The sequence below is a fragment of the Rhodococcus sp. SB1D genome (genome assembly GCF_048573875.1).
In the GTDB taxonomy this organism is placed as follows: domain Bacteria; phylum Actinomycetota; class Actinomycetes; order Mycobacteriales; family Mycobacteriaceae; genus Rhodococcus_F; species Rhodococcus_F qingshengii.
In genome coordinates this window covers 1,007,051-1,032,219 of the sequence record NZ_JBMAIQ010000001.1, presented here as the reverse complement: position 1 = coordinate 1,032,219, position 25,169 = coordinate 1,007,051, and the positions used below count along the sequence as shown (strand labels likewise).

Genomic DNA, 25,169 nt, shown 5'->3' with positions numbered 1-25,169 from the left:
CAACATCAGCCTGTCTGCGACACTTCTTCCCCAAAAAGTGCCAGTTGTACCGTACGACACTCAAGCGTTCTTTGGAAACTTTAGCCACAAATAACACAAACGGTATTTGAGCTGGTCGAATGGCATGCAGGCACCAAAAAGGGCAGGTACTCACCGCAAACAGCAGTGAGTACCTGTTTTCGACGAGTTACTGAAAATCTCGCAAAAGGACCAAGGTCAGACGGAATCGGCCCGGTGGTCGGATGGTGCTGGTGTTTCCGAAGTCGAGGCGATATGTCTGGTTTGCGCGTTTTCTGGTTCTCGCCGCCACTTGACGGCAAAGGTAATTCCGGCAATAACCGCCACCACTGCGATGACAAGGACCGTGTAAAGCGTCCACGGCGGACCTGGCGCCACGATCTCGTGCGAGAAGCGGTCCGCGGTCACGCTTGCGCTTTCGCCGAAAGATCGGTCCTGTGCAGTTTCGAGCTGCACTCGACTGATCGAATCGCTGTAGCTACCCATCCAGTCAGGGCTCAGAACGAGAACCGTTCCGCCTTCTGTTTTGCCGACCGTCGTGGCCAGGTCTCTAAGATCGGACGGCCGGCCCGGATTTGCGTCGACCACTACGACGCTCAAGTCGACACCACGTTCACGAGCGTCGGTCACCACCGCGGTCAGCCCCGCAACATCATCCGCGGGGGCGGAGACGCCGTCCGTCGAAATGTCCGCGAGCACGTCGTCGAGATCGACGTCCGACGGAACAGCGACGTGCAACGGGGACTTCACGTGCACAGGCGCAAAAGCGTGATTTGTAGGAGCAGACATCTCTCATCCGGGTGCTGTTCGGATTCCGTCCACCGCTGAGATGCGGGGAGTTCTTCCGAGGTCGTTTTTCGGCGGCCGACCCGCGACGGGCCTGCATGCACCCTACTTCAGGTCGACTGCCACCAGGCGTCACACACAACCGCCGCGCGTGCCGCCCGAGCGGTAGCTGTGGGTGCGGTCACCCAGCCAAGCCTGCGTTGCGCAGGCCCGCAGTCTGCATGAAGATTGTTTCGGTCAACTTGCCCTGAATTCTCACAGGACAAGCGTACTGTTAGACTTGGACCAAGAGGTACCACCGGTCAGGACAGGTTCTACTGCAGCTCCGATGTTCGGACAGTTCTCACGCGAACTGTGCGATTGGCGTGAGCTACGGAGGATCTTCCCGGCCGAAGTACCTCGCTTCAGCTGCCGACACAGCCCCGTCGGTAGCGACCCTCATAGACGAGTGGAGCAGACGTGAGCACCAGTATCGATTCATTCGGAGCCAAGGGAACCCTCGAGGTCGGTGAGAACTCTTACGAGATCTTCCGCCTCTCGGCCGTCCCCGGCACCGAGAAATTGCCCTATTCCTTGAAGGTTCTCGCCGAGAACCTTCTCCGCACCGAAGACGGCGCCAACATCACCGCGGATCACATCCGCGCAATCGCAAGCTGGGATCCCTCAGCCGAGCCGAGCATCGAAATCCAGTTCACGCCTGCCCGCGTGATCATGCAGGACTTCACCGGCGTTCCTTGCATCGTCGACCTCGCCACCATGCGTGAGGCCGTCACCACCCTCGGTGGCGACCCGAACAAGGTCAACCCGCTCTCCCCCGCCGACATGGTCATCGACCACTCGGTCATCCTCGACGTCTTCGGCCAGGCCGACGCACTCGAGCGCAACGTCGACCTCGAATACGAGCGCAACGGCGAGCGTTACCAGTTCCTCCGTTGGGGCCAGGGCGCATTCGACGACTTCAAGGTCGTCCCCCCGGGAATGGGCATCGTTCACCAGGTCAACATCGAGTACCTGGCACCCACCGTCATGTCGCGTAACGGACAGGCATACCCCGACACCTGTGTCGGCACCGACTCGCACACCACGATGGTCAACGGCCTCGGCGTGCTCGGCTGGGGCGTCGGCGGCATCGAGGCCGAGGCAGCAATGCTCGGCCAGCCCGTCTCCATGCTGATCCCCCGCGTCGTCGGCTTCAAGCTCTCCGGTGAGATCAAGCCCGGCGTCACCGCAACCGACGTCGTGCTCACCGCCACCGAGATGCTCCGTAAGCACGGCGTCGTCGGCAAGTTCGTCGAGTTCTACGGCAACGGTGTTGCCGAGGTTCCGCTCGCGAACCGCGCGACGCTGGGCAACATGAGCCCCGAATTCGGTTCCACCGCAGCGATCTTCCCGATCGACGCCGAGACCATCGAATACCTGCGCCTCACCGGCCGCAGCGACGAGCAGCTCGCTCTCGTCGAGGCGTACGCCAAGGAACAGGGCCTGTGGCACAACCCCGACAAGGAACCCGTCTTCTCGGAGTACATCGAGCTGGATCTGGGAACCGTTGTTCCCTCGATCGCCGGCCCGAAGCGCCCGCAGGACCGAATCCTGTTGTCGGAGTCCAAGACTGCGTTCCGCAAGGACATCCACAACTACGTGGAAGAGAACCACCCGACCGAGCACACCCAGCTCGACGAGGCCGTCGAAGAGTCCTTCCCGGCTTCCGATCCCGCGGTTCTGTCGTTTGCCGACGACGGAGCGGTCGACGTTCTCTCTGCTGCCAACGGTGCAGAAGGCCGTCCGAGCAAGCCGGTCGTCGTCAAGTCCGACGCCGGTGAGTTCGTTCTCGACCACGGCGCCGTCGTCGTTGCAGGTATCACCTCCTGCACCAACACGTCCAACCCGTCGGTCATGCTCGGCGCTGCACTGCTCGCACGCAACGCCGTCGAAAAGGGCCTCGCCACCAAGCCGTGGGTCAAGACCAACATGGCTCCCGGTTCGCAGGTCGTCACCGACTACTACGAGAAGGCCGGCCTGTGGCCGTACCTCGAGAAGCTCGGTTACTACCTCGGTGGTTACGGCTGCACCACGTGCATCGGTAACACCGGACCGCTGCCCGAGGCAGTCTCGAAGGCGATCAACGACAACGACCTCTCGGTCACCGCGGTGCTCTCGGGTAACCGTAACTTCGAGGGACGTATCTCCCCCGACGTCAAGATGAACTACCTGGCTTCCCCGCCGCTCGTGATTGCCTACGGCCTCGCCGGAACCATGGACTTCGACTTCGAGACCGATTCGCTCGGTAACGACACCGACGGAAACCCCGTCTACCTCAAGGACATCTGGCCGTCCACGCAGGAAATCGAAGAGACCATCAAGTCCTCGATCGACCAGGACATGTTCCGCAAGTCGTACGCAACCATCTTTGCGGGCGACAGCCGCTGGCAGAACCTCGAAACCCCGAAGGGTGACACCTTCGAGTGGGACGAGAACTCCACCTACGTGCGGAAGCCACCTTACTTCGACGGCATGACGATGGATCCGGCTCCGGTCAAGGACATCAAGGGCGCTCGCGTCCTCGCACTGCTCGGCGACTCGGTCACCACCGACCACATCAGCCCGGCAGGTCCGATCAAGGTCGGTACCCCCGCTGCGCAGTACCTCGACTCCCATGGCGTCGAGCGTGCGGATTACAACTCGCTCGGCTCGCGTCGCGGTAACCACGAGGTCATGATTCGCGGAACGTTCGCGAACATCCGTCTGCGCAACCAGCTCCTCGACGACGTCTCGGGTGGTTACACCCGCGACTTCACGCAGGAAGGCGCACCGCAGGCATTCATCTACGACGCGTCGCAGAACTACCAGGCAGCCGGCATCCCGCTGGTCGTCCTGGGCGGCAAGGAGTACGGCTCCGGATCCTCGCGTGACTGGGCAGCCAAGGGCACGAGCCTGCTCGGCGTCAAGGCCGTCATCACCGAGTCGTTCGAGCGCATCCACCGCTCCAACCTGATCGGCATGGGCGTTGTCCCGCTGCAGTTCCCGGTCGGCGAGTCCGCAGGTTCGCTCAAGCTCGACGGCACCGAGACCTTCGACATCGAAGGTGTCGAGAAGCTCAACGAGGGCGTCACCCCGAAGACCATGAAGGTCACGGCGACGCGCGAGAACGGCGAGAAGGTCGTGTTCGACGCAGTCGTACGCATCGATACCCCCGGCGAAGCGGATTACTACCGCAACGGCGGCATCCTGCAGTACGTGCTTCGCAACATGATCCGCGGCTAGTAGGCACTACGTGCCTGTGAGCACTTTCGGCCCCTGACGGGTCACAAAGCGCTCACGACCACTTTCGCCGGAAGGCGAACCAGGTTTCATCGGTGGTCGTGAGCGCTTTGTGCACTGAGTCGACATTCAGCGCCTACGGCCGAAAGTGTTCACAGGCAACCCGACAAAGGAGGGATGCCCGTGCCCAAGGTCAGTGAAGACCATCTCGCGGCACGGCGCAGTCAGATCCTTGACGGCGCCCGCCGCTGCTTTGCGGAATACGGCTACGACGGCGCCACAGTTCGCCGTCTCGAAGAAGTCACCGGTTTGTCCCGCGGAGCGATCTTCCATCACTTCAAGGACAAGGACGGCCTGTTCCTCGCTCTCGCAAGCGAGGATGCGAGCCGGATGGCAGATGTCGTCGCCGAAGAGGGCCTCGTCCAGGTCATGCGGGACATGCTCGCGCAGCCCGACCAATTCGATTGGCTGGGAACGCGACTGGAGATAGCGCGTCGACTGCGCAACGACGCCGATTTCCGCGAGAAGTGGTCACAGCGCTCCGTAGAACTGACGGAAGCGACCAGTGCGCGCCTCGCCAGACAGAAATCGGCAGGCAGACTCCGTGACGACGTCCCCACCGAAATTCTGATCGGGTATCTGGATCTGGTGATGGACGGCCTGGTCGCGAGAATCGCCTCCGGCCACGGCGTCGACAACCTGTCAGCGGTTCTCGATCTGGTCGAGGAATCGGTGCGGCGGAGAGATTGAGGGGCTTCGCCCCTGTGCGCCTTTTTGGTAGTTCCCACTACCAAAAAGGCGCACAGGGGGTTAGGCGAGCTGGATCAGCTCGAGGTACTCCTGCGACCAGTGGTCCTCGTTGCCGTCGGGCAGGAGGATGACTCGCTCGGGGTTGAGGGCCTCGGCAGCGCCCGGATCGTGGGTGACCAGGACGACGGCACCGGTGTAGCTGCGGAGCGCGTCGAGCACCTGCTCGCGTGAGATCGGGTCCAGGTTGTTGGTGGGCTCGTCGAGAAGCAGAACGTTGGCAGCCGAAGACACCAGACCGGCCAGAGCCAAACGCGTCTTCTCACCACCCGAGAGCGTTCCGGCCGGCTGTTCGAGCTGCGGGCCGGTGAACATGAAGGCACCGAGCAGCGAACGCAGTTCCTGCTCCCCTGTGTCCGGCGCGGCGTGGCGGATGTTCTCCCACACGGACGCGTCGTCGTCGAGGGTGTCGTGCTCCTGAGCGAAGTAGCCGACCTTGAGTCCGTGACCGGCGATCAGCTCACCCGCGTCCGCCTTCTCCGCGCCCGCGAGGATGCGGAGCAGCGTGGTCTTACCTGCACCGTTGAGTCCGAGGATAACCACACGAGACCCACGATCGATCGCGAGATCGACACCGGTGAAGATCTCGAGCGAGCCGTACACCTTGGTGAGGTTCTTGCCCATCAGCGGAGTCTTGCCACAAGCGGCGGGTTCGGGGAAACGAATCCGCGCAACCTTGTCCGAGACACGTTCGGCATCGAGGTTCGCCATCAATTTGTCGGCTCGCTTGGCCATGTTCTGAGCCGCGACGGCCTTGGTTGCCTTTGCGCCCATCTTGGCGGCCTGAATCCGCAGCGCACCGGCCTTCTTCTCGGCATTGGCGCGCTCACGGCGACGACGCTGCTCGTCCGTGGCACGAGCGTCGAGGTACTTCTTCCAGTTCATGTTGTAGACGTCGGCCTCACCGCGGACGGCATCGAGGAACCACACGCGGTTGACGACGTCGTTGAGCAGGTCGACGTCGTGGCTGATGACCACCAGTCCACCCTCGTGGTTCTGGAGGAAGCCACGCAGCCAGGTGATGGAGTCGGCGTCGAGGTGGTTGGTGGGCTCGTCGAGCAGCAGAGTCGTGTCCGAGCGGGCACCGCTGCCGTCGGAGGCGGCGAAGAGGATGCGCGCCAATTCGACGCGACGACGCTGACCGCCGGACAGCGTGCTGAGCGGCTGCCCGAGAATGCGGTCTTCGAGACCGAGGCTGCTGGTGATGCGTGCAGCTTCACTCTCGGCTTCGTATCCGCCGAGGGCCGAGAACCGATCCTCGAGCTGACCGTACTTCTTGACCGCGCGGTCCTGCGATTCCTGATCGAGCACCTCGCCCATCAGAATCTGCTGCTTCTCCATCTCGCGGAGCATCGTGTCGAGGCCACGTGCGGAGAGAACCCGGTCCTTGGCGAGGACGCTCAGGTCGCCCTCTTTGGGGTCCTGCGGGAGGTATCCGAGTTCACCGGTACGTACGACGCTTCCCGCATATGCCTCACCTTCGCCGGCGAGGATGCGCAGTGTGGTCGTCTTTCCGGCTCCGTTACGTCCGACGAGTCCGATCCGGTCGCCCGGCTGGATGCGCAACGAAGGCCCGGGAGCCGTGAGAAGGGTGCGGACACCGGCACGAACTTCGAGGTCAGTGGCGGTAATCAAGCAAACTCCTCAGGAAAAACGACGAATACGGGTAAACAATGCCTGACTACAGACACAAGAACTATCGATTTTACCGTGACCTGACGGTCGTTCCGACCAGCAGCGTGTGAGTCCGCTAACGTTCGGGACATGACTAGCGAAAACAGCACTCGTCCTCGCGACCTCGAAGGCCGTGCCGCCATCGTCACCGGCGCAAGTCGCGGAATCGGCAAAGCTGTCGCCGCCGAACTCCTCGCTCGCGGTGCCGACGTCTTGATCACAGCCCGCAAGCCGGAGCCCCTCGAGGCCGCCGCATCCGAGCTGTCCGCTCTGGGGCACGGCGGAAAGGTCGTCGCATTCGCGGGCAACGCAGCCGATGCCGAAGCCCGCTCCGGTGCCGTCGACCGCGCCGTGTCCGAATTCGGTTCACTCGACATTCTGGTCAACAACACCGGAATCAACCCCGTCTTCGGTTCGCTCATGGAAGCGGACCTCGACGCCGTGCGCAAGATCTTCGACGTGAATGTGGTTGCCGCCCTCGGTTACGTCCAACAAGCACATCGGGCATGGATGGGCGAACACGGTGGAGCCGTCGTGAACCTGGCAAGTGTGGCCGGGATCCGGTCGACGGGCGTCATCGCGGCGTACGGCGCGTCGAAGGCTGCGCTCATCCGCCTGACGGAAGAACTGGCCTGGCAACTGGGACCGAAGATTCGTGTCAACGCCGTAGCTCCCGGGATCGTCAAGACGCAGTTCGCGGCAGCCCTGGTCGCTGCCGGCGAGGACAAGGCGTCGGCGGGCTACCCGATGAAGCGGCTCGGCACCCCCGAGGACGTTGCCGGTCTGGTCGGCTTCCTCGTCTCCGACGCGGCGGCGTGGATCACGGGCGAAACGGTCCGGGTCGACGGCGGTCTGCTCGCAACGGGATCGATGTAGTGCGCCGGTCGTGAGCACAGACAACTCTTCCGCCGACGTGGTGATCGTCGGTGGCGGCCCGGCCGGGCGGGCACTCGCCACCCGCTGTATCGCCCGGCAACTCACCGTCGTCGTTGTCGATCCGCATCCCCATCGGGTGTGGACGCCGACCTATTCGGCGTGGGCTGACGAGCTGCCGTCGTGGCTGCCGGTCGATGTGATCGCAAGCCGGATCGAACGCCCGAGCGTGTGGACCCGCAGACAGAAAACGCTTGATCGCACATATTGCGTATTGAATACATCTTTACTGCAATCATTTCTCTCGGGCACATCCGTACAGTTCAGAGCCTTGCGTGCTCAAACACTGTCACCTACCGCCGTCCTGTGCGTGGACGGATCGCAGCTGACAGGTTCCGTCGTCATCGACGCCCGGGGTACCGAACTGACGGTGACAACCGCCCAGCAGACCGCCTTCGGAGTGATCGTCGACCGCGCTCTGGCCGATCCGATTCTGGGTGGTGGCGAAGCCTGGTTCATGGACTGGCGAACAGACAACGGCGCCTCCGACGCCGACACTCCGTCGTTTCTCTATGCGGTCCCACTAGATGACGAGCGAGTTCTCCTCGAGGAGACCTGCCTCGTCGGCCGGCCGGCGTTGGGGCTCCGCGAACTCGAAGCGCGTCTGCGCACCCGGCTTCGCAATCGGGGCTGCGAAGTCCCCGACGACGCACCGGTCGAGCGAGTCCGTTTTGCAGTCGAAGGCCCGAAGGAATCGTTCCCCGACGGTGTCCTCCGTTTCGGCGGGCGAGGCGGTCTGATGCATCCGGGAACCGGATACAGCGTTGCCTCGTCACTCGCCGAGGCAGACGCTGTCGCCAAAGCAATCGCCGACGGTGGAGATCCCAACGCGGCGCTCTGGCCGCGGTCGGCCAAGGCGGTGTCTGCCCTTCGCCGCGTTGGCCTGAACGCACTTCTCACCCTCGGCTCGAGAGAGGTCGCGACATTCTTCGACACGTTCTTCGATCTACCGGTCGAGGCTCAGCGGTCCTACCTGTCCGATCGGCGGGACGCGTCCGCGACAGCGAAGGTGATGGCAACCCTGTTCCGATCGTCACCGTGGCACGTCCGAAAGACGTTGATGCGCGCTCCGTTTCTGAGGTGAGCACTCCGGACCGACTACTGCGCTCCCATCGAGCCGGCGATCATCGGCCAGGAATTGTGTAGGTCGTCCTGCCAGTAGCCCCACGAGTGGGTTCCAGTCGGTTTGAAGTCGAAGGTCGCGGGGATGCCCAGTGCGTTCAGTCGGTCCGCCAAGCCGTGCGTGCACCCGTTGACCGCGGATTCGATGATGCCGCCGACGACGATCTGATTAAGGAGGGCTCCGGGATTTCCGTCCACATCGGGTGCCTGAAGGTTGTCGTGCGGACCTGGCAGCCCGGATCCGGTGGAAACGTACAGTGCGGTCCCCCGCAACTTCTCCGCGTTCACGACCGGATCGTTCTCGCGCCACCCCGGACCGTCGAACGGTCCCCACATGTTTGTCGGATCAGCGCCACCCCGCGCGCCGACCACCAACCGCACATAGTCCTGACCCGGCTGGGTGGAAGTCTCCGCGCACCCGCTGTAGGCCCCGACACTCCGATAAAGCCCTGGTGCCGAGATCGCGAGATTGAGTACCGACGTCGCCGTCATCGAAATCGCCGCGATGGCGTTGACCCCGTTGGTACCGAACTGCGCATCGATGACGGGCGGCAGTTCGCGAGTGAGGAACGTCTGCCACTTGTTGCGCCCGAGTACGGGATCGTCTTTCTGCCAGTCGGTGTAGTAGCTGAACGCTCCTTCCAGCGGCGTCACGACGTTGACGTTCTTGTCGGCGAAGAAGTCCAGGACATCGGTCCGTCCTTCCCACGTTGCACTGTCCTCGCCACCACCGGCGCCGTTGAGCAGATACAACGTGGGCCGTGGGGCGCTCGTGTCGGCGGGGAGGATCACCTCGAGTGGAATGTCGCGGCCCATCGCATCGGAGTGGACGCTGATGGTTACGGTGCGTGCCGGATCTGCGTTCGCGGGCAAAGGCGCAAACAGCAGTGGAACCAGTGAAATCGCCAGCGCCGCGGTGACGCGTCGACGGTAGGTTCGGATTCTCATCGGAGTGTCCCCCCAGGTGTGCGAGTCGGGTTCTCGAAGCGGATACCCGCTCGATACGCCCCGAACCGACCCATCCACACGCAACGGTTCGGGATCAACCGTGATCGTTTGTCTCGCGCAAACGGCCGGCGGCGACCATCATGGGAGGCATGCGCTCGATTTGGAAAGGCTCGATAGCCTTCGGTCTGGTCAACGTCCCGGTCAAGGTGTACTCGGCGACCGAGGACCACGACATCCGATTTCACCAGGTCCATGCAAAAGACGGTGGCCGCATCAAGTACAACCGTGTGTGTTCCGAGTGCGGAAACACGGTTCAGTTCGCGGACATCGACAAGGCGTACGACTCGGAAGACGGATCGCGCGTCATCTTGAGCGACGAGGACTTCAACAAACTCCCGGCCGCGGAGAAGCACGAGATTCCGGTGCTGGAATTCGTGCCGAACGATCAGATCGATCCGATCTTGTTCGAGAAGAGTTACTTCCTCGAACCCGATTCGGCGTCGCCGAAGGCGTACGTCCTGCTTTCGACTGTGCTCACCGAGAGTGATCGAACGGCACTGGTGCATTTCACGCTGCGACAGAAGACGCGCCTGGCCGCGATGCGCGCTCGCGACGGCGTCCTGGTGATCCAGACGTTGCTGTGGCCCGACGAAGTTCGCGCAGCAGAGTTCCCTTCGCTCGACGACGTGGAGAAGCCGAAGGCCAAGGAACTGAAGATGGCGCAGACGCTCGTCGAGAGCATGGCGGGCGACTTCGATCCGACCGAGTTCACCGACGACTACCAGCTCCAACTGCGGCAGTTGCTCGACGAGATGATCGAGAACGGCGGCAAGAAGGTCATCCCCGCCGCCGAGGTCGACCAAGAGGGCACCGATGCGGAGGTGGTCGACCTGGTTGCCGCACTGCAGCGCAGTGTGGACGAAGCGAAGTCGAACGCCTCCAAGGCCGGCTCGTCGAAGTCGACCACACCGAGGAAGAAACGAGCCTGAGTCAGCCGCGCACGTCTTGGACCTCGATCAGAGCGTCCAACTCAGCGTCGACGTCCGGGGCCGCGTGACGACCCGTTCCGACCGCAAGGTTGATCACGGGTCCGATCGCCTCCAGACCTGCCTCGGTGAACATTTCGGCGTGTGACGTGGGCACCGGACGGTCGATGATCACCCCGGAGACGAACGGTCGCCACGCCGACGCGGTTCGCAGCGGGTCGAAGGTGTCGGCGTGTGCCGAGAAGAACAGCAGATCGCCCACGAACTTGCCCGGGCGGTATCGGTGAGCCAGTTCGGCGCCGGCGGAGTATTCCTCGAACAGTCGCTCGATCCGATCGCTCGAGACCAAAGGGTGATCGCCGATGGTTTCACGCAAGAGTGCTTCGGCGTCCTCGGATGTCAGATCACGCACGCCGGTGTCCGGGACCGAGATCCCCAACCCGCCGATCAGTTCGGCGAGAGAAGGCTGCGCGCCTGCCATCGTCGGGTCTTCGAGAACGAAGCTGTCGAGCAGAATCAGGTCGGCGACGCTCTCACCCGCGGCTTGCAACTGCACCGCCGCCGCGTGAGCGATCAATCCGCCGATCGACCACCCCAGCAGGTGATACGGACCGTGCGGCTGAACTCCTCGAATTTCCTCGACGTACCGCGCCGCGAAGTCCTCGATCAGCTCCGCCCGAAATTCGGAGTCCGTCAGGACCGGCGACTGCAGGCCGTAGAGCGGCCGGCTGGAGTCGACGTAGCGATCGAGCGCTCCGTAGCACCAGGCCAATCCGATGGCCGGATGGATGCAGAACAGTGGCTCGGCGCGGCCTTCCGGACGTAGTGGCAGGACTACCGCAAGTGCGGAGGTATCCGCGTCACTTGTCACAACTGTTGCCTCGAGTTCGAAGAGTCTGCGCGCCAATGCCTCCGGAGTCGGGTCGGAGAATATCCACGCGACGGGGACGGTCATGCTGGTGCGTTCTTTGATGGCAGCGACCAAACGCGTTGCCATGAGTGAGTTGCCGCCGAGTTCGAAGAAACTCGAATCGGCGTACGTGTCTACGTCGGCCAGATCGAGTACCTCCGCGAAAGCAGCGCAGATCGCGATCTCGTCGCTGCCTTCCGGACTGCGTCCACTCGGCGACTCCCAGTTGGGAGCAGGCAGAGCGCTGCGATCGAGCTTGCCCGCCGGTGTGGTCGGGACTGCGTCGATCACGACAACAGCGGACGGGATCATGTGCGCAGGCAGCGATATACCTGCGTGACGGCGTAGCGCGGCGGCGTCGAAGTCCGCATGTGCCGGGACGACGTACGCGACGATCCGAGCGTCGACGCCCTCCCCGACGACGACGCTGACAGCCGAATGCACGGACGCTTCCGCTGCCAGCACCGCGTCGATTTCTCCGAGTTCGATTCGGAACCCTCGGATCTTGACCTGGTGGTCTGCGCGTCCGAGGTAGATCAGTGCCCCTGAGCGATCTTCGCGCACAAGATCCCCGGTGCGGTACATCCGAGCGCCTTCGGGTCCATGCGGGTCGGCGACGAAGCGCGCGGCTGTGAGTGCGGGGTTGCCGAGGTACCCGCGGGCGAGACCGTCGCCGCTGACGTAGAGCTCACCGACGACCTGGCCGGGAACCGAGTGCAGTCGGGAATCGAGAATCATCGCGTCCACGCCGCGGATCGGGCCGCCGATCGTCACAGGCTCCCCCGCGACCAGCGAATCACTGATGGTGACTGCGACGGTGGCCTCGGTCGGGCCGTACGCGTTGAACATTCGGCGCCCCGGTGCCCACCGAGATACGAGGTCGGCGGAACAGGCGTCGCCGCCGACGACGACGGCTTCGAGATGGTCGAGCCCGGCGGGATCGACAGTCGCCAAGGCGGCTGGAGTCACGAAAGCATGGGTGATCGTCTGCTCGTCGAGCAGTTCGTGCAATTCGACACCGCCGAGAACTGTCGGAGGTGCTATCACCATCGTTGCGCCGGCGCCGAAAGCCAGAAGGAGCTCGAGAACCGACGCGTCGAAGCTCGTCGAGGCGAAGCTCAGAGCGCGAGAGTGCGCGGTGACGCCGAAACGCTCCCGCTGTTCGTCGGCAAACGCTGCCAGTCCCGCGTGAGTGACCAACACGCCCTTGGGTTTTCCTGTCGAGCCCGAGGTGTAGATCAAGTAGGCCGAGTTGTCGAACTCGAGTGGCGCGTCCGGCAGTGTCTCGGAATGGACTGCCTCGATTTCGGTGGTGAATTCGATCGCATCCAACTCGATCCACGATGTGACACCCGGAAGGTCGGCCGCATACTCGCCCCTGGTGATACCGAGTACCGCTCCACCGTCGGTGAGCATGTGCTCGATCCGCTCGGCGGGGTACGCCGGATCCACGGGAAGAAACACTCCGCCGGCTTTCGCTACGGCCCAGAGCGCGATCACATAGTCGGCCGACCTCGGAAGCGCCAGTGCCACCATCATTTCCGGCGCTATTCCGCGAGCGATCAACGCAAACGCCATAGCGTCGGAGCGTCGGTCGAGTTCGCCGTACGTGAGCGTGACGGATGTGGCGGCGTCGACGATTGCCGGAGCGTGCGGATCGGCAGCGCCGCGAAGCAGCAACTCCGGCAAGGTCAAAGCATCGCCGGCCGGACGTCCGGGCAACGCACGCAGGCCACGTCCCGCAAGATCCACGTCACCGACGACGGCGGAGGGCTGGGCAGTCAGTGTCTCGACGATCGTTTCCAGCATCACTGCAAACGACTCCGCCGTATCGGTGTCGAAGAGATCCTTCGCGTAGGTGAGGGAGGCCTCGTAGCCGCCGCCTTCCTCCGCGGTCTGTTCGACAACGGTGAACTGCAGGTCGTACTTGGCGATGTCCGGTGTGATCTCGTGGGCACGAACGGCAAGTCCAGGCAGGTCCCACGTCGTCGGGTGGGCGCCGTGGAACGAGATCATCGTCTGGAACACCGGATGACGGTCGGTGCTCCGGGTCGGCGCCACCACGTCCACGACCTGCTCGAACGGAATGTCCGCGTGGGCGAAGGCGTCGAGATCGACGGAGCGGACAGTACGCAGAACGTCGACGAACATCGACCCGGGGTCGACTGTCGTGCGCAGTCCGACCGTGCCCACGAACATTCCCACCAGGTCGTCGAGAACTCGGTGTCCTCGCCCGGCGACCGGAGATCCGATCACGATGTCGGTGCTTCGACTCAGCCTGGACAGCAGGACGGCATAGGCAGCGTGCAGCACCATGAACGGCGTCGCCGCATTGGCTCCGGCAACCGCCTCGACCGCGATCCGGGTGTGCGCCGGAAGCGAGACCGCCGTGTGGGCACCGCTCAACGACTGGGTGCGCGGGCGCGCTCGATCGCTCGGAAGGTCGATCAATTCAGGTGCTCCCCGCAACGTCTCCCGCCAGTACGACGCCTGTGCCCCGAGCACGCTCGCGGATTCGTCCACCGAGCCCAGCGCTTCCCGCTGCCAGATGGCGAAGTCCGCGTAGTGCACTTCGAGCGGGGTGAACTCGGGAGCGTGTCCCGAACTTCTCGCGACGTAGGCGGTGAGCACGTCCTTCATCAACGGCGCGATCGACCATCCGTCCGCCGCGATGTGGTGGATCACGATGACAAGTGTGTGGTGCTGCGGCGTCGATTCGAGCAGGAGCGCGCGAACGGGAGCTTGGGTCGTGATGTCGAATCCACGCGACGCGAATTCTCTGGCGAGCTCTGCCGGTTCACGGGTGTCCGCATTTCCGTACTCGAGCGATGTGAATGCATCCTGGATCACCTGGTGTGGACCGGTGCCGGAGTCGGGGAACACCGTGCGCAGGATTTCGTGCCTTTCGATCACGTCGAGGACCGCAGCTTCGAGGGCCGGCACGTCGAGTGCACCGTCGAGGGAGATCGCAGCAGGGACGTTGTACGCGGGTGAGCCAGGATCCATCTGGTTGAGGAACCAGATGCGTGCTTGCGCGTAGGACAGCGGAATTCGCTCGGGGCGGTCTACGGCGGTGATCGGTGGAAGCGCCTTCGCCCCGGCGGATGTGTCGAGCGCGGTGGCAAGTTCCCGAATTTCGGGGTGCTCGAACAGCATTCGGACAGGCACCTGCCTGCCCAACGACTCGCCGAGTCGCTGGGCCAGTCTGGTGGCGAGCAGTGAGTTGCCACCGAGTTCGAAGAAACTGTCCGACGCACTGATCTGTTCGATACCCAGCAGTTCCGCCACGACGCCGGCAACCTGGAGTTCGGTCGCGGTCGTCAGCGGCTCGACACTTCGCTCGGACGAACGCAGTGTCGGCGCCGGCAGCGCCGATCGGTCAAGTTTCCCGACGGGGGTCAGCGGTACGTGATCGATCGGGGTGATCGCCGACGGCACCATGAAGGCGGGCAGTGAGCGGCGCGCATGGCTCAGCAACTCGTCCATCTCGACCGCATCGGCACCGAGCACTACGTACGACGCCAACATCGTCTCACCGGAAGCTGCGTCGACGCCCACGGTGACCGCGAACTCGACGCCGGGGTAAGTGCTGAGGACGGAGTCGATCTCGCCCAGTTCGATGCGGAATCCGCGCACTTTCACCTGGTGATCGGAGCGTCCAACGTATTCGATCGTCTCGAGCGGCGTCCACCGAACCAAGTCACCGGTCCGGTACATGCGGGTGCCGGCCGGGCCGAACGGCGCTGCCACGAATCGCGTCGCCGTCAAGGCGGGTTGGTCGAGGTAGCCGCGGGCAAGTCCCAGGCCGGCGATGTAGAGCTCACCGGTGACCCCGACGGGTACCGGCTGAGCCGAGCCGTCGAGAATTACCGCGGACACGCCGCGGACGGGCCCGCCGATGGTCACGGTCTCCCCCACGCTCAAGGCATCACTGATACAGACCATGACGGTGGTTTCCGTCGGCCCGTAGCCGTTGAACAATCGGCGACCCGGTGCCCACTTACGGACCAGTTCGGGTGGGCATGCCTCGCCACCGACAACGATCGACTGCAAGACGTCCAGCCCGGTGGGATCGACCGAGGCCAGCGCTGCCGGTGTGATGAACGCGTGGGTCACCTGGTGATCGGTGACCAATTCGGCTAGGTCCTGGCCGCCGTAGACGTCGGGAGAGGCGATCACCATCGTCGCGCCTTCACCGACTGCGAGCAGCAGTTCGAGGATGGATGCGTCGAAGCTCGGTGAGGAGAAGTGCAGCGTCCGCGACTGCGCCGAGATGCCGTAACGCGCCGTCTGCTCGGCCGCCAATGCGCTCAGGCCACGATGAGTGACGCTGACACCCTTGGGCTTTCCCGTCGATCCGGAGGTGTAGATGATGTAGGCGAGGTTGTCGATTCGGATCGGCGCGGCCGGAACCGGCTGCCCGACACCGTCGCCGTGGATGTCGTCCATCGCCATCCACGGAACCGGGCGGGGCAGTGATTCGATCACCGCTTCCGTCGTCACTCCGCGAGTGGCTCCGGAGTCGGTGAGCATGTGCAGAATGCGATCGGCGGGGTATCGCGGATCGACCGGAACAAACGCGGCGCCGGTCAAGGAAACGCCCCACAAGGCGACGATCGAGTCGATCGAGCGCGGAATCGCGATCGCCACAATGTCTTCGGCACCGATCCCTTCCGTGGTCAGACGGCGGGCAAGCGCCGATGCACGGGCGAAGAGATCTCGGTAGAGCACGGTGGTGTCACCGGATCGAAGGGCCACCGAATCGCCTGAACGGGTGGCGGTCCGCGTCAATATTTCGGCCAAGGTACGCGAGGCTGTCCACGCCGGACCTCGTACCGGCATCAGCGACGCCCGCTCGAGGGTGCTGAGGAAATCTAGGTCGCCGATCGCGGTCTCCGGATCTGCGGCGACGGCGCGGGCCACCGACTGCACACGCGCGGCGATCGTTTCCGCGGTGGCAATGTCGAAGAGCGCCTCGGCAAACCTGAGCGACCCGGTGATCTCGGTCTTCTCGGAATCGCCTGCCAGCAGGGTGAACTCGAGGTCGAACTTCGCGACGGACGGTTCGAGTGCTTGCGCTTCGAGATGCGCGTCGTGGACCGTGACCTGCGGCGAAACCACGTTCTGGTGATAGGACAGCATGACCTGGAACAGGGGGTGTCGCGTAGTCGACCGGTCGAGATCGAGGGCGTCGACCAGCACCTCGAAGGGCAGCTCGGGGTGCGCAAAGGCGGCAAGGTCGCGTTCACGGACGACCTCGAGCAGAGAGGTGAACGGCGCTCGGTGATCGACCGGCGTGCGAAGCGGTACCGAATTGACGAACATCCCGATCAGGGAATCCAGCTCGGGTCGCCCGCGGCCTGCCACCGGGGTGCCGACCACCACGTCGTCGGTTGCACCGAGACGCGCGAGAACAACCGCCAGGATCGCGTGTACGACCATGAACTGCGTCGAGCCACTGCGCCTCGCCAAGGCGGCGAGACGCTCCCCGGTCGCCGCGTCGATGACGATCGGCACCGATCCCACGGCGGTCGTGGAGACAGATCCGCGTGGGCGATCGACCGGTAGCAGTACCTCGTCCGGGGCACCAGCCATGGCAGTGGTCCAGAAGGTCAGTTCGCGGGCAACCAGAGACTCCTGGTCGCCGACCTGTCCGAGCGAGTCTTGCTGCCACACCGCGTAGTCGGCGTACTGCACGTCGAGCGGTGTGAAAACCGGGGCGTCTCCGACGACGCGTGCGGAGTACGCCGCGACGAAATCTGTCGCAAAGGGAGTCAGGGACCAGCCGTCGAAGGCGATGTGGTGGATGACGACGACCAGTACGTGAGCGAAAGTGTCCTCGCGCACCAACATGGCCCGAATCGGCAGATCCGAACCGAGATCGAACCCACGCGCCGCGAACTCCGTCGTCGCCGCGTCCACACCTTCGGATCCGCGGTAGCGCTCGACGGAGAACTGCACGTCGGAAATTGCTCGGATGACCTGGCTCGGGCCGTCGGGGCTGTCGACGTAGATCGTTCGAAGCACCTCATGGCGTGCAATGACGTCCGCAAGCGCCTCCTCGAGTGCATCGCCGTGGATGTCTCCGGTGATGCGGATCGCGAACGGAATGTTGTAGACCGCGGAATGGGGGTCGAAGCGATTGACGAACCACAGGCGCTGTTGCGCGGCGGAGAGCGGTAGGCGGTCCGGCCGAGCACCGGCGCTCAGGGCAGGTCGATCGTCTGATGCTTCGGCGCTCGCCGCCAGACGTGCAGCGAGCGCTTCGACGGTCGGTGCTTCGAAGATCGAGCGCACGTCCACGGTGAGTCCCGTCGCTGCGCTCAACCGCGCGGACACCTGCGTCGCGACGAGCGAGTTGCCCCCGAGATCGAAGAAGCTGTCTCCTGCTCGGACCTCGGGTACGTCGAGCAGTGAAGCGAACACGTCGGCAACGGTTCGTTCGAGTCCGGCCTCGGGTTCACGGCCCGTTCCGAGGATTTCGCGCGGTATCGGCGTCGGCAACGCTCTGCGATCGAGTTTGCCGACCGGAGTCAACGGAATGGCGTCGATCGGGGTGATCGACGACGGAATCATGTACCGCGGCAGCGTGTCGGCGAGTCCCACGAACAGCGACTCGATATCAGCGTCGCCGCTCAGCAACACGTACGACGCCAGAGTGGTACCCGCGGCGGATTCGACGGGAATCGTCGTGGCGAACTGGACGAGAGGGGAATCCATCAGAGCAGCGTCGATCTCGCCGAGTTCGATGCGGAACCCGCGGATCTTGAGCTGATGATCGCTGCGGCCCACGTAGCGAAGGGTCAGGTCCTTGGTCCAGCGGACCAGGTCACCGGTTCGGTACATCCGGGCACCGGGCGTCGAGTACGGATGCGCGACAAACCGATCCGACGTCAGCGCGGGACGAAGGTGGTAACCACGTGCAAGGCCCGGCCCACCGATGTACAGCTCGCCGACGCCGCCGATCGGGACCGGTTGCAGCCGAGAGTCGAGCACCACGGCGTCGATTCCGCGGATGGGACCGCCGATGGTGATCGGCTCCCCCGGTGAGAGTGGGTCACTGATGGCAACCATGACGGTGGTTTCGGTCGGACCGTATCCATTGTGCAGTCTGCGCCCGTTGCCCCAGCTCGAGACCAATTCCGGCGTGCACACGTCGCCGCCGACGACTACGCATTCCAGTGCCGTCACGCCCGCCGGATCGACGGTCGCCAGCGCAGCCGGAGTGATGAAGGCATGAGTGACCTCGTGGCTTCGGAGGAACTCGCTCAACGCCTCCCCTCCGTAGATGTCGGGAGGGGCGATCACCATCGTCGCGCCGGTCGAACCGGCGAGCAGTAGCTCGAGTACGGCGCCGTCGAAGCTCGGTGACGCAAAATGCAGAGTCCGCGACCCGGCGGTGATCCGGTACCGATCCTGTTGTTCGCGAGCAAGATTGGCCAAACCCGCGTGAGTGACGACGGTGCCCTTCGGCACTCCGGTCGAGCCGGACGTGTAGATGACGTACGCGGCCGACGCCGCAGTGATCGACGCTGTTCTGTCAGCGTCGTCGATGGCAGCGTCGGAGTAGGCGGCACATTCTGCAACCGTGTCCGCGTCGCCGAGGTCGATCCAGACTGCGACGTTCCCACCGGCTGCCGGACCGGCCGCAACCTCGGCGGACCGAATTCCGATCCGCACACCCGAATCCGCGAGCATGTGCGCAACTCGATCTGCGGGATAACGGGGATCGACCGGGACGAAAACGCCACCGGCTTTGGTGACCGACCAGACTGCGAGCACGGAGTCGGCCGATCGGGCAACTGCCAGTGCGACCGGTGTCTCGGGGCCGACGCCCAGATCCATGAGGTATCGAGCGATCCGATTCGATCGACGCTCCAGCTCCCCGTACGAGAGTGAGCGCTCGGAGTCTTCGAGGGCGATCGCGTCGGGATACTTCCTCGCGGTGTCTCCGAGGATCTGCGCCAGCGTCGATTCGCCCACCGAAGCCACACCGCGTCGCGGCAACGTCGCGGCACTCTCCCGCGATCCGAGTACACGAAGGTCACCAACCGATGCAGTCGGTTCCGACACTGCCGATTCCACGAGGGTTACGAAGTTTCGCGCCAAGGCTTCGACGGTCGCGTTGTCGAACAGGTCGGTGGAATAGGTGAACGTGGCATCGATTCCTGCTGCGGCCCCGGACTCGTGACGTTCGGTAACGGTGAGCTCGAGGTCGAACTTGGTCAGCCCCGTCTCGACTGCCCGCGCCGTCATCGACACCCCGGCCAGTTCGGCTGTGTGAGCGGTGGTTATCCGCGAGGTGATGGCAGCTTGAAAGACCGGATGGTGCGCAGGCGAGCGGTCCAGTTCGAGCGCGTCCACGACGACGTCGAAAGGCACGTCCGCATTGTCGAAGGCATCCACGTCGACGGCCCTGACCTGCGACAGGTGTGCGGCGAACGTTGCGTCCCGATCGACGACGGTCCGCAAGGCCAGAGTGTTGACGAACATGCCGACGAGCAGATCGAGAGATCTGTCCCCTCGTCCGGCCACCGGTGTTCCGATGACGATGTCGTCCGTGCCGCTGTACCTGGCCAGAAGCAGGGCGAAGCACGCGTGCAGGGCGATGAACGGCGTGGCGTCGTGATCGGCGGCAAGTACAACGAGCCTCTGATGCGTGGAAGCGCCGATTCTGATGTCGACTCCGGCTCCGCGCATGGTCGGGTCGAGTGCGCGCGGACGGTCCGTCGGCAGGTGGAGCTGCTCGGGCGCTCCCGCCAGCTGCTGCTTCCAGAACGCGATCTGTGAGTGGGCAAGTGAATCGGTGGATGACGCGTCGCCGAGGTGTTCTCGGTGCCAGAGCGTGTAGTCGGCGTACTGCACCGGAAGGGGTGCCCACTGCGGGCTGTTGCCGCCGACGCGGGCGGCGTAGGCGCCGGTGAGATCAGCAGCCAACGGCGCGAGCGACCAACCGTCGGCCACCATGTGGTGCAGAACCACTACGAGGACAGCTTCCTCGTCATCGCCTTCCTTCTCGGCGGCGACAGTGATCAGCAGGTAGCGCACCGGACGTTCGCGGACCAGATCGAAACCGGCCGAAGAGAATTCGAAGATCACTCTCTCGAGGCTTCCGCGTTCCACGTCGATCGACTCGAGCCCTGCGATCCCCTCGCCCAGGCCCAGAACCTTCTGCGTCGCGTTGTCCCCGATCTGAGGAAACACGGTGCGTAGTGACTCGTGACGTGTCACGACGTCCACGATCGCGGCACTGAGTGCGTCGGGATCGACGGCGCCGCGCAACGACACCGCCAGTGGAATGTTGTACGCACCTGATTCCGGTGCCACGCGGTTCAGGAACCACAGTCGCTGCTGCGCGGGAGCGAGAGGCAGTACAGGCGGCCGGGCCACGACCTGAATACCGTCGGCGTCCGGGGTCTGTGCCGCACGCTCGATCGTCGCCGCGATCCCAGACACCGTGGGATGGTCGAAGAGTGCACGCAGCGGCATTTTAACCCCGGTGGCTTCGGTCAAGCGCGCTACCGCCGTCGTCGCTACCAGCGAGTTTCCGCCCAGATGGAAGAAATTATCGTCGAGTCCGAGCGGTCCACTACTCAGGATGTCAGCCAGAACCGCCGCAACCTTGCCCTCGGTCGGGGTCGTCGGGGGTCGGAAGACCTTGGTGGAGGCCAGGATAGGCGAAGGCAGCGCACGCCGGTCCAGTTTTCCGTTGGTGGTCAACGGAATCGAATCGAGGACCATGAAGGCATCGGGAACCATGTAGGTCGGGAGGGCTTCGGCGGCGTGAGCTCGGAGGGCTTCGGCGTCCACGACGTCGGAAGTGGTCACATAGGTCACGAGAGCGCCGCCCGCCGGCGTCGGAGCCACAACCGTCACGGCATCGTCGATTCCCGGCGCGCTGAGGATGACGGAGTCGATTTCGCCGAGTTCGATCCGGAATCCGCGGATCTTGACCTGCGCGTCGCCGCGTCCGAGGTACTCGAGGTGTCCGGGCGCAATCCATCGTGCGCGGTCGCCGGACCGGTACAACCGTCGTCCGCCGGCATTGAAAGGATCGGCAACGAACCGGCCCGCGGTGAGGTCTGGACGGCCCAGATAGCCACGGGCGAGTTGACCGCCCGCGACATAGATCTCCCCCGCGATCCCCACCGGGACCGGGGAGAGATGCTCGTCGAGCAGGTACACACGAAGTCCGTCGATCGCGTCACCGATCCGGCTGCCGGTAACCGCACTCGCGCTCGCCCGGTCGAGTTCGAGATGGGTGACGTGCACCGTCGTCTCGGTGATGCCGTACATGTTGACGAGTGCGGGCCCGGATTCCGTGTGATTGTCGTAGCCCTGGTGATTGTCGTACCAGCGCCCGAGGCGACGAAGATCCAAGGCTTCGCCACCGAAGATCACGTACCGGAGCCGGGTCTCCGAATCGGCTCGAAGGTCGGCTTCGATGTACTGGTAGAAGGCCGAGGGCGTCTGATTGAGCACGGTGACGCCTTCTGCGGCGACCAGCGCCCGGAAGGCGTCAGGGTCGCGTGATACCTCGTGATCGACCAGGACCAGCGTTCCGCCGTGGAGCAGCGCGCCCCACAGTTCCCACACCGAGAAGTCGAAGGCGAACGAGTGGAACATCGTCCACACGTCGTTGCCGTCGAATCCGAATTCGACGTGCGTGTTCTCGAACAATCGCACCACGGTGGCGTGGGTGACGGAGACACCTTTGGGTCGTCCCGTCGACCCCGAGGTGTAGATCACGTACGCCAGATTGTCGGCTCCGTGTCCGCGCGGGCGCTCATCGGTTTCCAGACTCTCACCGGAGTACTCGTCGGACTCGACCCCGACGACCACCACGTCAGAGTTCGGGAAGGCGGAGTTCGGGAAAGTGGAGTTCGGGAAAGTGGAATCGGAGATGACGCACACCGGTTGCGCATCCTCGACCACATACGCCAAACGCTCGGCGGGGTGCGCACCATCGAGTGGGAGGTATCCGCCGCCGGCCTTCACTACCGCGACAGCGGCAACGATCATGTCCACGGATTTCGGCAGCATGATTCCGACCAACGACTCGGATCGCACGCCATGATCGACGAGCTTGCGCGCCAACTGATTCGATCGTCGATCGAGTTCGCGGTACGACACGCGCTCGCTACCTGCGACAACGGCGATCGCTTCCGGGGTCGCCCGAATGCGGTCGGAAAGGATCTCGGAGAGCGTTCGGACCGGGGTAATCGGCAGAACGGGCGGCACCAGCGCCTGGCGCGCGTCCGGGCGCAGTAGATCCACTGAGCCGAGCGCCGAGTGCGGAGCACCGACCATCGCGGTCAAGATTCGTAGATAACGGTCGGCGAGGTCCTCGGCTTGCTCCTTCGTGCCGAGCCAATCCAGAACACCGGAGATCGGCTGATCGAAATCGGCATGCTCACCAGTCGGAATCGCCAGGGAGACAAACAGTTCCGGCACGGTGGCCAGATCCGATCCGATAGGCGCACCGACCATGAGCCCCGGAAATCTCGGGTGAGCATCCAGCGGCTCCTCGAAGCAGACCATCGCCCGGAACAACGGGCCCGTCTCGACCCAGCGGCCGTCACCGAGTGCGGCGGTCACCGAAGACAGAAGAATGTCTGCGTGTTCGAGAGCTTCGATTGCGACGGTGTCCACCGCACCGACCAGGTCGGTGAGCGTCATGGTGTTCGACACCGTCGAGCGAAGCACCAACTGGTTGGCGAACATCGAGACGAAATCGTCCGGATTGGAGGCGCCGTACCCTCGGACCGAGACGCCGATCGACACCTCGTCGGCCGAACCGACGCGGCGCAGCAGTCCGGCCATCGCAGACTGGAACAGCACGAACAGACTCGTGTTCATCGTCGTCGCCATCGTCTCGAGGCTCCGGCAGAGGCCTGCCTCGATCTCGAGGGGCGTGGACGTTCGACCGGATCCGGCGACGACCGGCAAACCCAGTTCCTCGGCGGGGTTCGACAAGGTCGCAGACCAGTACTCGACGTTGCGGGCGTGTTGGACTTCGGCGATCCATTTCCCCGCGGCGTCGGGGTCGATGTCCATCAATCGAGTTCCCGATTCTGCGGCGCAGAATAATTCGAGGAATTCGAGGAAACGCCGGTGGTGACGCGAGATGTCCTCGTTGGTGTACAGGTCTGGGTTCGCGGCGAAGTCGATCTGGATCTCTTCGGCTGCGGAAGTCTGATAGACGTTGACGGAGAGGTCTTCGATCGGCCCGGTCGAGATCACGTTCAGTTCGCCGTGCGCGTCCCCGAAAGTGATTCCGGAATGGAACAGCATGAGGTTGATCAACGGCCCGTGGAAGCCTCGTCCGTCGGCGATGCTGTGATCACCGGCGTTGAGGTCGCGTCGTAGGTCCTCGTGGCGGTACTTCTGATGACGCAGTGCGCCGGTGAGTTCGATCTTCACCTCGTGCAGCAGGTCCCCGACCGCGAAATGCGGATCGACGCTCGCACGTATCGGGACTACGTTCGACATCATTCCGCCGGACCTGCGAGCAGCTTTTGTCGTCCGCCCCGAGACCGGCAGGCTGAGGACCACGTCGCGGGTCCCGGTGGCCCGGGCGAGGTAAGCCGCCAGAGCACCGATCACCACTGACGACGTCGTCACGTCGTGGGCGGCGGCCAGCCGTTCGAGGGAGCTCCGCAGTTCCGTAGGTACCGTGGCCGACCGTAGGCGCGACCATGCCTGCGACGGAGCAGTCGAGGACGCGAGCGAGGTTCCGCCCGGTTTGTCGGCCATCTTGGTGTTCCAGTAGTCGCGATCGCGTTCCCACCGGGTTGAGCCCAGATAGTCGGCCTCTGCCTTCACCAACGATTGGAGGGGGGCAGTTACCGCTGGGGGAACTGGTAGATCGCGCACCGCGGCGGTGTAGATCTCGGCTGTGCGGTTCATCATCGACATCGCGCCGAAACCGTCGAGCGCTACGTGATGAATACGGCTGTACCAGTAGTAATGGTCGTCGCGAAGCACCAGGACTGCCAGCCTGACCAGGCGATCGGTGAACGGATCGATGGCAGCAGTGTGCTCTCTGCGCATCCATTCCTGCGCTGCAGATTCCGGATCCGATTCGGCGCGAAGATCGACCACGTCGAGGGAGTCGTCCATGTCGAGATCGAGCCACTGACGCGCAACCCCGTCCACCTCGACCAGGCGAAGATATCCGGAGCCGATCTCACGACCGGTCTGTTTGCTGGCAGCGGTCAGCAGCTCGATGTCGAGTGGGCCGTCCACGTCCACGTACTGAGCGATGCTGACGGGAATCTCGGGTCGAAGCTGTTGTGCGACAAGCAGGGAAAGTTGCGCGGCAGAAAGAGGGAAGGTGAGTTCGTCGTCCGGACGAGCTGCGGAAACGATTCCTCGGTCGGGACTGCCATCCACACGAATCTCCCTCTTACAACTTGATCATGATGCAAACAGGTTTATGCGTCCGCTGGACGCTTCGAACTGATCGGGGCACTTCGAAAATGAGACGAATACTTTGGAAAGCTCGGGTGGAAACTGGCAAATCGCCCGCCGGAGATCACATCGTGACAATCAGCTGCGATGTTACCGATCAGTCAGCTTCCAGCAAATATTCATCAAACAACCATTTGGGACTATTGTCCTGAATATCATGGCTAAAACGGCCCTATATAACAAACCGAAGCGCCGGTACCCGACGAACGGGCACCGACGCTCCGGTGAAATGTATTCAGTTGATCGTGCCGAGG

General features: G+C 63.8%; 9 protein-coding genes. 5 read left to right on the top strand and 4 right to left on the bottom strand.

Going from position 1 to position 25,169, the window contains the following annotated elements:
• Nucleotides 1-216 precede the first annotated feature (216 nt).
• Complete coding sequence (locus ACN50D_RS04830; protein WP_021332993.1) at nucleotides 217-807, bottom strand: DUF6676 family protein; 591 nt, start codon at nucleotides 805-807, stop codon at nucleotides 217-219.
• A gap of 456 nt (nucleotides 808-1,263) precedes the next feature.
• Between ACN50D_RS04830 and acnA the strand changes: the two genes are divergently transcribed.
• Nucleotides 1,264-4,065: an aconitate hydratase AcnA gene (gene acnA / locus ACN50D_RS04825; RefSeq protein ID WP_007727883.1), complete on the top strand. Its 2,802-nt coding sequence runs from the start codon at nucleotides 1,264-1,266 to the stop codon at nucleotides 4,063-4,065.
• Nucleotides 4,066-4,245: 180 nt separating this feature from the next.
• On the top strand, nucleotides 4,246-4,812 hold the full coding sequence (locus ACN50D_RS04820) for a TetR/AcrR family transcriptional regulator (RefSeq protein ID WP_003944970.1): 567 nt from the start codon (nucleotides 4,246-4,248) through the stop codon (nucleotides 4,810-4,812).
• A gap of 60 nt (nucleotides 4,813-4,872) precedes the next feature.
• Here ACN50D_RS04820 and ACN50D_RS04815 read toward each other — a convergent pair whose 3' ends face one another.
• Nucleotides 4,873-6,504: an ABC-F family ATP-binding cassette domain-containing protein gene (locus ACN50D_RS04815; RefSeq protein WP_003944932.1), complete on the bottom strand. Its 1,632-nt coding sequence runs from the start codon at nucleotides 6,502-6,504 to the stop codon at nucleotides 4,873-4,875.
• Between the two features lie 129 nt (nucleotides 6,505-6,633).
• On the opposite strand from ACN50D_RS04815, the gene ACN50D_RS04810 reads away from it, so the two are divergent.
• Complete coding sequence (locus ACN50D_RS04810) at nucleotides 6,634-7,419, top strand: SDR family oxidoreductase (protein ID WP_047270400.1); 786 nt, start codon at nucleotides 6,634-6,636, stop codon at nucleotides 7,417-7,419.
• A 10-nt stretch (nucleotides 7,420-7,429) separates the two neighbouring features.
• Nucleotides 7,430-8,560 (top strand): lycopene cyclase family protein, encoded by a 1,131-nt coding sequence (locus tag ACN50D_RS04805; protein WP_211920187.1) that lies wholly within the window; start codon nucleotides 7,430-7,432, stop codon nucleotides 8,558-8,560.
• Nucleotides 8,561-8,574: 14 nt separating this feature from the next.
• On the opposite strand, the gene ACN50D_RS04800 is transcribed toward ACN50D_RS04805, so the two are convergent.
• Nucleotides 8,575-9,546, bottom strand: coding sequence for an alpha/beta hydrolase (locus tag ACN50D_RS04800; protein ID WP_211920189.1), 972 nt, complete (start codon nucleotides 9,544-9,546; stop codon nucleotides 8,575-8,577).
• 140 nt (nucleotides 9,547-9,686) lie between these two features.
• Between ACN50D_RS04800 and ACN50D_RS04795 the strand changes: the two genes are divergently transcribed.
• On the top strand, nucleotides 9,687-10,535 hold the full coding sequence (locus ACN50D_RS04795; RefSeq protein WP_020907736.1) for a Ku protein: 849 nt from the start codon (nucleotides 9,687-9,689) through the stop codon (nucleotides 10,533-10,535).
• 1 nt (nucleotide 10,536) lies between these two features.
• Here the strand turns inward: ACN50D_RS04795 and ACN50D_RS04790 are convergent, their stop codons facing one another.
• Nucleotides 10,537-24,837 (bottom strand): non-ribosomal peptide synthetase, encoded by a 14,301-nt coding sequence (locus ACN50D_RS04790; protein ID WP_211920191.1) that lies wholly within the window; start codon nucleotides 24,835-24,837, stop codon nucleotides 10,537-10,539.
• Between the last annotated feature and the right edge of the window lie 332 nt (nucleotides 24,838-25,169).

Excerpts from the sequence above, each read along its gene's own strand:
- ACN50D_RS04830 (WP_021332993.1), bottom strand. The coding sequence starts at position 807 with ATGTCTGCTCCTACAAATCACGCTTTTGCGCCTGTGCACGTGAAGTCC.
- ACN50D_RS04810 (WP_047270400.1), top strand. The coding sequence starts at position 6,634 with ATGACTAGCGAAAACAGCACTCGTCCTCGCGACCTCGAAGGCCGTGCC.
- ACN50D_RS04800 (WP_211920189.1), bottom strand. The coding sequence starts at position 9,546 with ATGAGAATCCGAACCTACCGTCGACGCGTCACCGCGGCGCTGGCGATT.
- ACN50D_RS04795 (WP_020907736.1), top strand. The coding sequence starts at position 9,687 with ATGGGAGGCATGCGCTCGATTTGGAAAGGCTCGATAGCCTTCGGTCTG.